Annotated in this window: 14 protein-coding genes; 6 read left to right on the plus strand and 8 right to left on the minus strand. The window is 63.6% G+C overall.

Annotation, left to right across the window (positions count from 1 at the left end; translation table 11 throughout):
- Positions 1–91: 91 nt before the first annotated feature.
- Positions 92–649 carry a suppressor of fused domain protein gene (locus tag NHH73_26975; GenBank protein ID USX26166.1) on the plus strand — a complete coding sequence of 186 codons (558 nt, stop codon included), beginning with the start codon at positions 92–94 and terminating at the stop codon, positions 647–649.
- A gap of 19 nt (positions 650–668) precedes the next feature.
- On the plus strand, positions 669–1244 hold the full coding sequence (locus tag NHH73_26980) for a cob(I)yrinic acid a,c-diamide adenosyltransferase (protein USX26167.1): 576 nt from the start codon (positions 669–671) through the stop codon (positions 1242–1244).
- Between the two features lie 10 nt (positions 1245–1254).
- On the opposite strand, the gene NHH73_26985 is transcribed toward NHH73_26980, so the two are convergent.
- Positions 1255–2214, minus strand: coding sequence for a LysR family transcriptional regulator (locus tag NHH73_26985; protein USX26168.1), 960 nt, complete (start codon positions 2212–2214; stop codon positions 1255–1257).
- A gap of 97 nt (positions 2215–2311) precedes the next feature.
- Between NHH73_26985 and NHH73_26990 the strand changes: the two genes are divergently transcribed.
- Positions 2312–3535, plus strand: coding sequence for an SGNH/GDSL hydrolase family protein (locus NHH73_26990; protein USX26169.1), 1224 nt, complete (start codon positions 2312–2314; stop codon positions 3533–3535).
- A 5-nt stretch (positions 3536–3540) separates the two neighbouring features.
- On the opposite strand, the gene dxs is transcribed toward NHH73_26990, so the two are convergent.
- The 3 genes from dxs to NHH73_27005 are packed head-to-tail and all read right to left on the minus strand — an operon-like array spanning position 3541 to position 6563.
- On the minus strand, positions 3541–5418 hold the full coding sequence (gene dxs / locus NHH73_26995; GenBank protein USX26170.1) for a 1-deoxy-D-xylulose-5-phosphate synthase: 1878 nt from the start codon (positions 5416–5418) through the stop codon (positions 3541–3543).
- A complete protein-coding gene (locus NHH73_27000; protein ID USX26171.1) occupies positions 5419–6309 on the minus strand; it encodes a polyprenyl synthetase family protein in 891 nt (296 codons plus the stop codon).
- On the minus strand, positions 6306–6563 hold the full coding sequence (locus NHH73_27005) for an exodeoxyribonuclease VII small subunit (protein ID USX26172.1): 258 nt from the start codon (positions 6561–6563) through the stop codon (positions 6306–6308). The genes NHH73_27000 and NHH73_27005 overlap by 4 nt, the downstream gene beginning before the upstream one ends.
- 357 nt (positions 6564–6920) lie before the next feature.
- On the opposite strand from NHH73_27005, the gene NHH73_27010 reads away from it, so the two are divergent.
- From NHH73_27010 to NHH73_27020, 3 genes are read left to right on the plus strand one after another with little or no spacing between them, the layout of a single operon-like run.
- On the plus strand, positions 6921–8021 hold the full coding sequence (locus NHH73_27010; GenBank protein ID USX26173.1) for an aromatic ring-hydroxylating dioxygenase subunit alpha: 1101 nt from the start codon (positions 6921–6923) through the stop codon (positions 8019–8021).
- 30 nt (positions 8022–8051) lie between these two features.
- A complete protein-coding gene (locus NHH73_27015; protein USX26174.1) occupies positions 8052–8975 on the plus strand; it encodes a DMT family transporter in 924 nt (307 codons plus the stop codon).
- Between the two features lie 12 nt (positions 8976–8987).
- The gene (locus NHH73_27020; GenBank protein USX26175.1) at positions 8988–9839 is read left to right on the plus strand and encodes a sulfurtransferase; all 852 of its coding nucleotides are present in this window, start codon (positions 8988–8990) and stop codon (positions 9837–9839) included.
- Here the strand turns inward: NHH73_27020 and NHH73_27025 are convergent.
- The 4 genes from NHH73_27025 to NHH73_27040 form a co-directional block, all read right to left on the minus strand.
- Positions 9836–10093 carry a hypothetical protein gene (locus NHH73_27025; GenBank protein ID USX26176.1) on the minus strand — a complete coding sequence of 86 codons (258 nt, stop codon included), beginning with the start codon at positions 10091–10093 and terminating at the stop codon, positions 9836–9838. The genes NHH73_27020 and NHH73_27025 overlap by 4 nt on opposite strands.
- Entirely contained in the window at positions 10077–10364 is a 288-nt protein-coding gene (locus NHH73_27030) for a hypothetical protein (protein ID USX26177.1), read from the minus strand. The genes NHH73_27025 and NHH73_27030 overlap by 17 nt, the downstream gene beginning before the upstream one ends.
- 62 nt (positions 10365–10426) lie before the next feature.
- Positions 10427–11128 carry a ZIP family metal transporter gene (locus tag NHH73_27035; protein ID USX26178.1) on the minus strand — a complete coding sequence of 234 codons (702 nt, stop codon included), beginning with the start codon at positions 11126–11128 and terminating at the stop codon, positions 10427–10429.
- A 199-nt stretch (positions 11129–11327) separates the two neighbouring features.
- Positions 11328–12212 (minus strand): dienelactone hydrolase family protein, encoded by an 885-nt coding sequence (locus NHH73_27040; GenBank protein USX26179.1) that lies wholly within the window; start codon positions 12210–12212, stop codon positions 11328–11330.
- Between the last annotated feature and the right edge of the window lie 30 nt (positions 12213–12242).

The following is a 12242-nucleotide window of genomic DNA, read 5'->3' on the forward strand; positions in this document are numbered from 1 at the left end:
TGTAAGCACAAACGTCCCGCCAGGCGATATCTTTGACCGATGTGCGGCGTATAATCTCCCGGCCGTCGCTATATCAACCCATTGGAATAGTATGGAATACAATTTTGAAAAAGAGTGGCTGCTGGCACTGGAGCGGCGCTTCAACATGCAGGCGACGGAAATCGCCCATATCACGCTGAGCGGTCGTCCCCGCATGCTGATCTTCTATTTCGCCGACTTCCCGGCGGCGGGCATGCTGACGGCCGTCACCGCCGGCCTGTCCAATGCCGGCCACCCTGATTGGGTGCACGGCAAGCCGGAGCTGAGCTTTACGCTGAAGACCACCGATCGGGGCTGGGGCAAGGGCGCCGCCTACCTCGCGCAGGAGTTCTTCGGCAAGCGCGCGTTCGCGTACCAGTCGTCGTTCGCCCTGCATATGCCTATGTCGGGCGACAGCGCGATGAACGCCTGCTTCGTCTACCGTCCGCAGTTCATGGACAAGGACCAGGTCAAGTTCGAACTTCAAGACCGCACCATCTACCTGGCCGGCCTGTTCCCGATGTATGACGAGGAAATCGCCATGTACGAGTCCAAGGGCCTCGAGGCATTCTGGAACACGCCCGGCTTCCACCCCTACGATCCCACCCGCGCCAGTATCGCCGGCAAATAATCCACACCAGGAGCCACACATGGGCAACCGACTCTCAAAGATCGCCACCCGCACCGGCGACGGCGGCACCACCGGCCTTGGCGACGGCAGCCGCACCGACAAGGACAGCATACGGATACATTCGATCGGCGAAGTCGACGAACTGAATTCGCACATCGGCCTGCTGCTGTGCGAGGACATGCCGGCCGACCTGCGCGAGGAGCTGGTGACGATCCAGCACGACCTGTTCGATCTGGGCGGCGAATTGTGCATCCCCGGCTACCAGATGATCACCGAGGCGCATGTCGAGCGGCTCGACACGCTGCTTGCCAAATACAACGCGACACTGCCGGCGCTGACGGAATTCATCCTGCCGGCCGGTTCGCGCGCGGCCTCGCAGGCGCACGTGTGCCGCACCGTGTGCCGCCGCGCCGAACGCGCCATCGTCACCCTGGGTAAAACGGAAACCATCCACGAACATCCGCGCCAATACGTCAATCGATTGTCGGACCTGATGTTCGTGCTGTCGCGGGTGCTGAACCGCTTCGGCGGCGGTAGCGATGTGCTGTGGCAGCACGAACGCCGCAGCAAACCCGCAAATCCAGGCGGGGTCTGACCCAACAGGGTCAGACCCCATGGTGGCGGCGCGCGCCTGCCGTTGAAGGATTCCGGGTCGCGGGTTGCGAATTGACGTAGCCGGGCAGCCGCGCGATGTGCGCCGCAAGATGATCGAGCAGCAAGCGCGCGCGCAGCGGCTGGTAGCGGCGCGAGGGCGACAGCAGGTGCAGCGGCTGCGGCTGGCCCTCCCACTCCGGGAGCACGCGCACCAGCGCCCCGCTGTCGAGCAAATCCTGCACCAGCCATAGCGGACACAGTCCGATGCCGCCGCCGGCCGCCAGGCTTTCGCGAATCGCCAGCGCGTGGTTGACGCGGTAACGGGCGCGCGTGACCACGCTTTCAACCTTGTCGCCACTGTGCAGCGTCAGCATGTCGGCATCGGCCAGCCAGGCGAAGCGGATGTAGTCGAAGTCCGCCAGCTCCGCAGGAAGGCGCGGATGGCCGCGCAGGCGCAGATAGAACGGCGCCGCCACCAGATGCCTCGGCGAGACGCCGGCCAGGCGCGCTACCGCGTCCGGCGGCAATTCACGGCCCTGGCGCAGCGCGATGTCGACGCCCTCCTTCACCAGATCGACCATGCGATCGTCCAGTATCAGTTCGATGTCGACCTGCGGATACTGCTCCAGAAAGGACGCCAGCATGGCGTTCAGCCGGAACTGGCCGAAGGCCGCCGGCGCGTTGACGCGTATCAGCCCGGCCGGCGTGTCGGTCTGGCCGCGCGCCTCGGCCACCGCCTCCTGGTATTCCGCCAGCACGCCCAGCGCACGCCGATAGAAGCGGGTTCCCTGCGGCGTTGGTTGCAGGCTGGTGGTGCTGCGCTCGAGCAGACGCACGCCCAGTTCGCGTTCCAGCGCCGCCATCAATTTGCTGACGGTGGGCTGGGTGGTGCGCTCTTCGCGCGCGACCGCCGACAGGCTGCCCAATTCGACGGCGCGCACGAAGCAGCGTAATGATCGGATGGTATCCATGGCTGGTTTATTCGATATTTGAATGAAGTATAGTCCGATTACGCGTCTTCTCGTGATATTCGGAATGACCTATCGTGCGGTTTTACAGGAGCCCACGATGAAAACCTTGAACCATCTCGCACTTGCCGCCGCACTGACACTGGCGGCGCCTTTGTACGCGGCCGAACGAACGGGAGGCTGGACCACCAGTTGGTACGCCAGCCCGCAAGCCACATGGGGAGCGGATTTTCCGCTGCCGACCGCCGTACCTGCCACGCTGGAGCGGCAAACCGTGCGCGAAACGGTGCGCATCAGCGTCGGCGGAGCGCGCGTACGCATCGTCTTGTCGAACCGCTATGGCGACGCGCCGATCATCATTGGAGAAGCACGCATCGCCCGCGCCGGCGACACAGCCGGTACCGCGCGGGAGCTGACTTTTGGCGGCAAGCGCGCAGCCACCATTCCGGCCGGGGCGCCCCTGGTCAGCGATCCTGTCGATATGCGCGTCGGCACCTTGGAAAAGCTGGCGGTCAGCGTCTACCTGCCGCAGGCAACGCCGTTGAAGACCTTCCACTGGGGCGCGCAGCAAACCGGCCATATCGTCGACGGCAACGCTACCGGAACGGAAACGCCCAAGGATGCGCAAGCGATGCATGGCCGCGCGCTGCTCAGCGCCATCCTGGTCGAAGCGCCAAATGGCAAAGGCATAGTGGTCGCGCTGGGCGACTCCATCACCGATGGCAACGGCTCGACACCGGACCGCGACCGCCGCTGGCCGGATTATCTGGCCGCCCGTTTAAGCGCGGACGGCGTCGCCGTGGTCAACGCCGGCATCTCCGGTGCGCGGTTGCTGGGCGATCGCATGGGCGTCAACGCCGCAGCACGTTTCGAGCAGGATGTACTGAGCCAGCCAGGCGTGAAGACCGTCGTGATTCTGTTGGGGATCAATGACATCGGCTGGCCGCAAAGCGCCTTCGCGCCCGACGAGCCGCCGATGCGGGCGGAGCGTATGATCGCCGTGTATCGGCAGTTGATCGCGCAGGCGCGCGTGCGCGGGGTGCGCATCGTCGGCGCCACGTTGCTGCCGTTCGAGGGCGCGCTGCGCGGCACGCCGTTGGAGGGCTATTTCACGCCGGCGAAGGATGCGGTACGGCGCGAAGTCAATCAGTGGATACGGGAAAGCGGAGAGTTCGACGCGGTGGTCGATTTTGACAAGGCGCTGCGCGATCCGGCGCGGCCGGCGCGCATGCTGCCGCGTTACGACAGTGGCGATCACCTGCATCCCGGCGATGCGGGATACGAGGCGATGGCCAAAGAGGTGGCGACGGGTGGATTACCGTAAGCGGATCAACCGTTGTTGACCACCAGGCGCGGCTCGTCGCCGGCGCTGTCGAAACGCTTCTTGATCGACGCGGTGATGCCGGCGCCATCCAGGCCCACGCTGGCGAGCAGCTTGACCGGATCGCCGTGGTCGATGAATTTGTCCGGCAAGCCTATCATCAGCACCTGCTTGACGATGCCTTCGGCGGCCAGCGCCTCGGCCACCGCCGAACCTGCGCCGCCCATGATCGAGCCCTCTTCCACCGTCACCAGGTAATCGTGATCGGCGGCCAGCTGCTTGACCAGCTCCACATCCAGCGGCTTGATGAAGCGCATGTTGGCGACGGTCGCGTCGAGCGTATCGCCCGCAGTCATCGACGGTGAAACCATGGAACCGAACGCCAGGATCGCGATCTTCTGGCCCTTGCGCTTGATCTCGCCCTTGCCGATGTCGATCGTCGTCAGCTCCGGCTTGATGGCCGCGCCGATGCCGGCGCCGCGCGGATAGCGGATCGCCGCCGGTCCCTTGTACTGGTAGCCGGTGGTGAGCATCTGGCGGCATTCGTTTTCGTCCGACGCGGCCATGACCACCATGTTCGGGATGCAGCGCAGATACGCCAGATCGTAATTACCGGCGTGCGTGGCGCCATCGGCGCCGACCAGGCCCGCGCGGTCCAGCGCGAACGTCACGTCCAGGTTTTGCAGCGCGACGTCATGAATCAATTGATCGTAGGCGCGTTGCAGGAAGGTCGAGTAAATCGCCACCACCGGCTTCATGTCCTCGCACGCCAGGCCGGCGGCGAAGGTCACCGCGTGCTGCTCGGCGATGCCGACGTCGAAGTAGCGGTCCGGGTATTCCTGCTCGAAGCGCACCATGCCCGAACCCTCGCGCATGGCCGGCGTGATGCCGACCAGCTTCTGGTCGGCGGCCGCCATGTCGCACAGCCAGTTGCCGAACACCTCGGTGTAGGTCATCTTGCCGGGCGCGGTGGCCGGCTTGATGCCCTCGGCCGGATTGAACTTGCCCGGGCCGTGGTACAGGGTCGGCTCGGCCTCGGCCAGCTTGTAGCCCTGGCCCTTCTTGGTCACCACGTGCAGGAACTGCGGTCCCTTGAGCTGCTTGATGTTTTGCAGCGTCGGGATCAGCGAATCCAGATCGTGGCCGTCGATCGGGCCGATGTAGTTAAAGCCGAATTCCTCGAACATCGTGGCCGGCACCACCATGCCCTTGGCATGTTCTTCCAGGCGCTTGGCCAGTTCCAGCACCGGACCTGGCAGCACCGACTTGCCGACATTCTTGGCGGCGGCGTAGAACTGCCCCGACATCAGGCGCGCCAGGTAGCGGTTCAAGGCGCCGACCGGCGGCGAGATCGACATGTCGTTGTCGTTGAGGATGACCAGCAGGTTGATGTCGTCCTGCACGCCGGCGTTGTTCAGCGCTTCGAACGCCATGCCGGCGGTCATCGAGCCGTCGCCGATGACGGCGATCGCGTGGCGCTGCTCGCCCTTGATCTTGGCCGCCTGCGCCATGCCCAGCGCGGCCGAAATCGACGTCGACGAGTGCGCGGTGCCGAAGGTGTCGTACTCGCTCTCGTCGCGCTTGGGGAAGCCGGAGATGCCGTTCAGCTGGCGCAAGGTGTTCATGCGCTCGCGCCGGCCCGTCAGGATCTTGTGCGAATAGGTCTGATGGCCGACGTCCCAGACGATGCGGTCGTGCGGCGTGTTGAACACGTAGTGCAGCGCCACGGTCAGTTCGACGGTGCCGAGGTTGGACGACAAATGGCCGCCGGTCTTGGAGACCGAATCGAGCAGGTAGGCGCGCAGTTCGTGCGCCAGCGGCGTCAGTTGGGTGTACGCCAGTTTGCGCACATCGGCTGGTGAATCTATATTTTGTAGCAAGTTCATTTATGCCTTCCGCTGCACGATCAAATCCGCGAGTTCGCGTAACCGCAGAGCCTTGTCTCCGAACGGCGCGAGCGCTGCGTGCGCATCGAGCCGCAATGTTTGCGCCAGCGCGCGCGACGGTTCCAGACCCAGTATCGAGACGTAGGTCGGCTTGTTGTCGGCGGCGTCCTTGCCGGCGGTCTTACCCAGGGTAGCCGAATCGGCCGTGGCGTCGAGCACGTCGTCGACCACCTGGAATGCCAGCCCGATGGCGCGCGCGTAGGTGTTGAGCGCCGCCAGTTCGGCCGCGCCCAGATCCTTGCCGGCCAGCGCGCCAAGGATCACGGCGGCGCGCAGCAGCGCGCCGGTTTTCAGCTGGTGCATCTGCTCCAGCTGTTCCAAGGTCAGGCTCAGGCCCACGCTGTCCAGATCGATCGCCTGGCCGCCGCACATGCCGGCCGAGCCGGAGGCGTGCGCCAGCAGGCGCAGCATCGCCACCTGGCGGGACGGCGGCACGCCGGTCGCCTCGGACAGCACCAGGAAGGCCTGCGATTGCAGCGCGTCGCCAACCAGCAGCGCGGTCGCCTCGTCGTAGGCGACGTGCACGGTCGGCTTGCCGCGGCGCAGCGCGTCGTCGTCCATGCACGGCATGTCGTCGTGGACCAGAGAATAGGCGTGGATCATTTCGACGGCGGCCGCGGCGCGCGCCAAGGTGGCCGGGTCGGCGTCGAACAGCGCGCCGGCCGCGTACACCAGCAGCGGGCGCACGCGCTTGCCGCCGCCGAGCAGCGCGTAGCGCATGGCGTCGTGCAGCTTGGCCGGCACCGTCGTCGCGGTCGGGAGGAAACCGGATAAATCGTTTTCAGACCCGGCCTGCACGGTTTTCATCCAGTCGTCGAAGGCGCCGCTCATTGTTCGGCCTCGCCGGTCTCCGCGAACGGCTTGAGCATGTCGCCCTCCAGCACCTTGACCTGGGATTCCACTTTCTCGAGCTGGGCGGCGCAGAACTTGACCAGCTCCGAGCCGCGCGCGTAAGCGGCCACCGACGCTTCGAGCGGCAGCTGCCCTGCTTCCATTTGCGCGACCAGGGTAGCCAGCTCCGCCATCGCTTCTTCAAACGAGACGGGGGCGGCGGCGGTCGCGTCGGCGGTTAATTTCTTAGACATAGTCACTCAGGCTTCAAGGCAAACTTCAAGGCAAATTCCAGGCTAACTTGCGGTTAACAATACCCGCCAGCGCAGTGTAGCCCGTTATTTTAGAACAAACCACCTTCTCCGGTGGAACAATAGCGGCCGCACCGTTGGCGAACTATGGATTTTATCGCAATCGACCCCATATACATGATCTGCATGTGTTTGTTACAAGTTTTTGCACAGAAAACAAGCGCTAGCGTCTGTCGGCAGGGAATGAAACACGCTATAATCGCCGGTTCTGTCCGAAATACCATTTTCAACGAACTTGAATTCAGGTCTTTACGGATTCTGTCTCTCTTTGGTTTGATGTACATATTAAGGGGGGTTGGGATGTCCGATCTGGGTACCCACGCCAAGCTGGCGCGTCCACACGCGCAACTGCCGGTAAACGTCTACTTCGACGAAGCGCTGTTGCAGCGTGAAATGCAGCAATTATTCCAGGCCGGTCCGCGTTACGTCGGACACGAACTGATGGTGCCGAACGTCGGCGACTTTGCGACCCTTGTTTCCGAAAACGAAGGGCGTATGCTGGTGCGCAACGCAAACGGGCTCGAGCTGCTGTCCAACGTCTGCCGCCACCGCCAGGCGCTGATGTTCAACGGCCGTGGCAATGCCAACAACATCGTTTGCCCGCTGCACCGCTGGACCTACGACCTCAAGGGCGAGCTGATCGGCGCGCCGCACTTCGCCGAGACGCCGTGCCTGAACCTGCCCAAGACCCAGCTGCAAAGCTGGAACGGGCTGCTGTTCGAGCAGAACGGCTACAACGTCATGGACAAGCTCAAGAACCTGTCGGTGACGGGCGACCTGGATTTCTCCGGCTACATGTTCGATCATGCCGAAGTGCAGATCTGCAACTACAACTGGAAGACCTTCATCGAGGTCTATCTGGAGGACTACCACGTCGAACCGTTCCACCCGGGCCTGGGCGGCTTTGTCAGCTGCGATGACCTGCGCTGGGAATTCGGCCGCGACTACAGCGTGCAGACCGTGGGCGTGAACAAGGGCCTGCTCAAGTCGGGTTCCCAGATCTACAAGCGCTGGCAGGAGCAGGTGCTCAAGTTCCGTGGCGGCGAACCACCTCCATACGGCGCCATCTGGCTGACCCTGTACCCGAACATCATGGTCGAGTGGTATCCGCACGTGCTGATCGTCTCGACCCTGTGGCCGGACGGCCCGCAGCGCACCCGCAACGTGGTGGAGTTCTACTACCCCGAGGAAATCGTGCTGTTCGAGCGCGAGTTCATCGAGGCCGAACGCGCCGCCTACATGGAAACCGTGGCCGAGGACGACGAGATCGCCCTGCGCATGGACGCCGGCCGCAAGGCCCTGTTCGATCGCGGCACCAGCGACGCCGGTCCCTACCAGTCGCCGATGGAAGACGGCATGCAACACTTCCACGAGTGGTACCGCGCCAATATAGACATATAAAAACCGTTTCACGCAGATGTAAGGAATCAGATGCAGTCACTTTGGATGTTGTTCGCAAGCTTCATGTTCGCCATCATGGGGGTGTGCGTGAAGCTGGCCTCCGAAGAGTTCTCGACGTCTGAAATGGTCATGTACCGGGGCATCGTCGGCGTCATCGTGCTGGCGGTGATCATCCGCGCCCAGGGCGGCAGCTTCCGCACCACAATGCCGATGGCGCACTTCTGGCGCTGCCTGATCGGCGTCATCTCGCTGTGGCTGTGGTACTACTCGATCGCCAACCTGCCGCTGGCCACCGCCATGACGCTCAACTACCTGTCGCCGATCTGGATCGCCGTATGGCTGTTCGCGATGGGCTGGTGGCATGCCAAGAACCAGGTCAAATGGCCGCTGCTGGTGGCAGTGGCGATGAGTTTTGTCGGCGTCACCCTGCTGCTGCAACCGGCCTTCCACGCCAACCAGCTGGTGCCGGCGCTGATCGCGCTGTTCTCGAGCGTGCTGACGGCGATGGCCTATATGCAGGTGCGCAAGCTGGGCCTGGCCGGCGAACCGGAAAACCGCGTGGTGTTCTACTTCGCGGTGATGAACATCGTCGCCGGCGTGGCCGGCAATTTCCTTTTTGCCGGCGACAAACCGGCCGTGTGGCATCCGATCAACTCCATCCATGGCGCCCTGCTGTTACTGGGCATCGGCGTGTGCGCCACCAGCGCGCAGATCGCCATGACGCGCGCCTACCGCCTCGGCCAGACCTTGGTGGTCGCCAATCTGCAATACACCGGCATCGTCTTCTCCAGTATCTGGGGCGTGCTGGTGTTCGGCGACGTGTTCAGCTGGCATAGCTGGGCCGGCATTTCCATCATTCTGGCGTCGGGCGTGGCCGCGACGTTCTACAATACCCGCAACACCGAACGCGGTAAGGCCATCGCCAATACCGACCCCATCGCCAGTGAAGTCTAAGGAGTCCGGACCATGCACACCACGTTGATCAGCGCCGCCGACCTGTCCCAGCATCTGAACGATGACAAGTGGGTCATCCTCGATTGCCGGCACGACCTGATGAATCCGAACGCGGGGCGCGACGGCTTTGCCATCGGCCATATCCAGAACGCGCAGTTCGCCAATATCGACACCGACCTCTCCGGCGCCAAGGTGGGCGCGGACGGCAAGTTCCACGGCCGTCATCCGCTGCCGGACCGCGCCGCGCTGATCGCCACCCTGCGCGGCTGGGGCATCGACGACGACACGCAAGTGGTGGCCTACGACGCGCACGGCGGCATGTTCGCCGCGCGGCTGTGGTGGCTGCTGCGCTGGGTCGGCCATCCGGCGGTGGCGGTGCTCGACGGCGGCCTGGCCGCGTGGCAGTCGCAGGGCTTGCCGCTGGTGACGATGGTGGTCACGCGTTCGGGCGGCACGATCGGCGACAAGCCGTCGCTGATGCACACGGTCACGGTGGAGGATGTGGAGTCGAACCTGGTCACGCAGACGCGGGTGGTGGTCGATGCGCGCGCGGCGGACCGTTTCCGTGGCGAGAACGAGACCATCGACCCGGTCGGCGGCCATATTCCCGGCGCCAAGAACCGCTTCTTCAAGGATAATCTGACGCCGGATGGACGCTTCAAAAGCGCCGAGCAGTTGAAGCAGGAATTCTCACCGTTGTTCGCGGCGGCGCCGCAGGCGATCATGCAGTGTGGCTCTGGCGTGACGGCTTGCCACAATTTGCTGGCGTTGGAGGTCGCCGGGCTGCCGGGAGCGGCGCTATATCCCGGCTCGTGGAGCGAGTGGTGCTCAGACCCGGCGCGGCCTGTGGCGACTGGGGGCTAAGGCTTCCGATCCAGTATCCGCTTCAGCCCTTCCATCACTTCCTCGTTGGAGACCGTCCGACCTGCTGCAATGTCGTCGGCGGCAGCCAGATTCGTCTCGACGCTGTCCTCCGTATCTTCGAACCCGTAGAGCCACACGTCGGACCATATCGCCTCTAGACTTACGTCGGCGCGAGCGGCCAAACGCTCCAGCCGCGCCCGATCTGCTGCCGAGAGAGCAGCCAGTGCCACGGCCTGTTTAGATTTGGCGTCCATCTAAATTCCTCTTGCTGTGATTCGCGATCAAGTCCTTAATGTGCCTCATCACTTCCTCATTGGCGATGCCAGCATTGGACTTAAAATACTCGTCGGCCTCGATGTCGGCGAGAATTCCCTCCTCGACGTCGGCGAAACCGCAACGCCAGACATCTGTCCACAGATCATCAGCGCTCAGTTTCGCAATCGTCGCCAGGCGATCCAGGCGAGCGCGGTCGGTGGCCGAAAGGGCCGCTAACGCTTCCGTTTGTTTATTTTCTCTGGAGTTCATCCCGCCATGATACGCCGGGCGGCGCTGGCCGCAAGCGCTTCAGCGCAAGCGGGACGGGAGGATCAGTGGTTGCGGGTCAGGAACAGCACGATGGCAACGCCGGTGGCGATCAGCAGCACTTGCGGCACCGATTCGCGTAGGGTGGCGCGGCGTTGCATCTGCGGCATCAGGTCACTCACGGCGATGTAGATGAAACCTGACGAGGCGAACACCAGCACGTACGGAATCAGCTCGCTGGCGCGGTCCAGGGTGTAGTAGCCCAGCAGGCCGCCGGCGATCGCCAGCAAACTGCACAGCAAATTGTAGACATACGCCCGGGTGCGCGAGAAGCCGGCGTTGAGCAGCACGATGAAGTCGCCAATTTCCTGCGGGATTTCGTGGGCGATGATCGCCAGCGCCGTCACCAGGCCCAGCTCCGGGTTGGCCATAAAGGCGGCAGCGATCAAAATGCCGTCGGTGAAGTTGTGCATGCCGTCGCCGACCAGGATCATCCAGCCGGCCTTGCCCGCCTCATGCTTGTCGTGCCCGTGGTGGTGATGATGGCCGTCGCCCTCGTGGTGATGCGAGTGGCGCATGATGGCCAGCTTTTCCAGCAGGAAGAACGCCAGCAGGCCGGCCAGCAAGGTGGCGAACAGGCTGCGCGCGCTGGCGTGCGATTCGAACGCTTCCGGCAAGGCGTGCAGCAGCGAGGTCGACAGCATGATGCCGACCGACAGGCTGACCATGCGCTCGACGACCTTCGAGAGCAACGTAAACGAGAACACGGCAGCGGCCGAAATGCTGACGACACCGGCTAGTGTGGTCGCCAGTAATATGGAGATGAGTATGGGATCGATGTTATAGCCTCTTGTACCTGGAGCCGTGCCGCTGCGCAGGCCGGGGGCGTTATTTTACCGCCCGGCACGCTTTCCTGCTCATTTTTGGCTAAAAACAGTTAAAACGGCTTTATCGGCTCCGTCACACTCAGGCGACCCCGTTCTGCCTGAACCACGCCAGCATGCGTCCCCAGCCGTCCTTGGCGTCCGCTTCCACATAGCTGGGACGGTAGTCGGCGTGGAAGGCGTGGCCGGAATTGGGGTAGATGACGAAGGTCGATTTGTTCGGTCCCTTGGCCAGCATGGCCTGCATCGCCTTGATCGAATCCTGGGTGATGCCGGTATCTTTCTCGCCGTACAGGCCGAGTACGGGCACATTCAGCTTGGCCGCGATATCGATCGGATTGGTGGGCGTGTTGGCGTTGGAGGTGCCGACCAGGCGGCCGTACCAGGCCACGCCGGCCTTGATCGACGGATTGTGCGCCGCGTACATCCAGGTCACGCGCCCGCCCCAGCAGAAGCCGGTGATGGCGATCTTGTCGGGGTTGCCGCCATTGGCCTTGGCCCAGGCGACCAGCGCGTCCAGGTCGGCCATGACCTGGGTGTCCGGGGTTTTGGAGATGATGTCGCGTTGCAGGTCGGCGATCGAGGCCGATTTTTGCGGATCGCCCTGGCGCACGAACAGGTCCGGCGCCAGCGCCAGGTAGCCGAGCTTGGCGAAGCGGCGGGCGACGTCGGCGATGTGTTCGTGCACGCCGAAGATTTCGGAGATCACCATCACCACCGGCAGGTTGCTCTTGCCTTCCGGCTGGGCCCGGTAGACAGGGACGGTCTGGCCATCGACCGTCAGGGTGATGGTGCCGGCGGTCAGGCCGGTGGTGTCGGTTTTGATGACGTTTTGCGCCATCACCGGCATCGCGGCGGCGGCAAAACCGCTGCCCAGCGCCACTTTGAGGAAGTCGCGGCGGTCGACACCGTCCGACAGGCTGGTTTTTGTCAACAAACTCTCCGCGTCCCGCTTCAAATCATCCATGCGACTCCTCCGGTAATGTTAGACCCGGCA

Source organism: Oxalobacteraceae bacterium OTU3CINTB1 (assembly GCA_024123955.1).
Classification (GTDB): domain Bacteria; phylum Pseudomonadota; class Gammaproteobacteria; order Burkholderiales; family Burkholderiaceae_D; genus Rugamonas.

What these genes read in the sequence shown, in the direction of transcription:
- NHH73_27010 (USX26173.1), top strand. Translation starts at nt 6,921, where the DNA reads ATGTCCGATCTGGGTACCCACGCCAAGCTGGCGCGTCCACACGCGCAA.
- NHH73_27005 (USX26172.1), bottom strand. Translation starts at nt 6,563, where the DNA reads ATGTCTAAGAAATTAACCGCCGACGCGACCGCCGCCGCCCCCGTCTCG.
- NHH73_27040 (USX26179.1), bottom strand. Translation starts at nt 12,212, where the DNA reads ATGGATGATTTGAAGCGGGACGCGGAGAGTTTGTTGACAAAAACCAGC.
- NHH73_27020 (USX26175.1), top strand. Translation starts at nt 8,988, where the DNA reads ATGCACACCACGTTGATCAGCGCCGCCGACCTGTCCCAGCATCTGAAC.
- dxs (USX26170.1), bottom strand. Translation starts at nt 5,418, where the DNA reads ATGAACTTGCTACAAAATATAGATTCACCAGCCGATGTGCGCAAACTG.
- NHH73_27015 (USX26174.1), top strand. Translation starts at nt 8,052, where the DNA reads ATGCAGTCACTTTGGATGTTGTTCGCAAGCTTCATGTTCGCCATCATG.
- NHH73_27025 (USX26176.1), bottom strand. Translation starts at nt 10,093, where the DNA reads ATGGACGCCAAATCTAAACAGGCCGTGGCACTGGCTGCTCTCTCGGCA.
- NHH73_27000 (USX26171.1), bottom strand. Translation starts at nt 6,309, where the DNA reads ATGAGCGGCGCCTTCGACGACTGGATGAAAACCGTGCAGGCCGGGTCT.
- NHH73_26975 (USX26166.1), top strand. Translation starts at nt 92, where the DNA reads ATGGAATACAATTTTGAAAAAGAGTGGCTGCTGGCACTGGAGCGGCGC.
- NHH73_26980 (USX26167.1), top strand. Translation starts at nt 669, where the DNA reads ATGGGCAACCGACTCTCAAAGATCGCCACCCGCACCGGCGACGGCGGC.
- NHH73_27030 (USX26177.1), bottom strand. Translation starts at nt 10,364, where the DNA reads ATGAACTCCAGAGAAAATAAACAAACGGAAGCGTTAGCGGCCCTTTCG.
- NHH73_26990 (USX26169.1), top strand. Translation starts at nt 2,312, where the DNA reads ATGAAAACCTTGAACCATCTCGCACTTGCCGCCGCACTGACACTGGCG.
- NHH73_26985 (USX26168.1), bottom strand. Translation starts at nt 2,214, where the DNA reads ATGGATACCATCCGATCATTACGCTGCTTCGTGCGCGCCGTCGAATTG.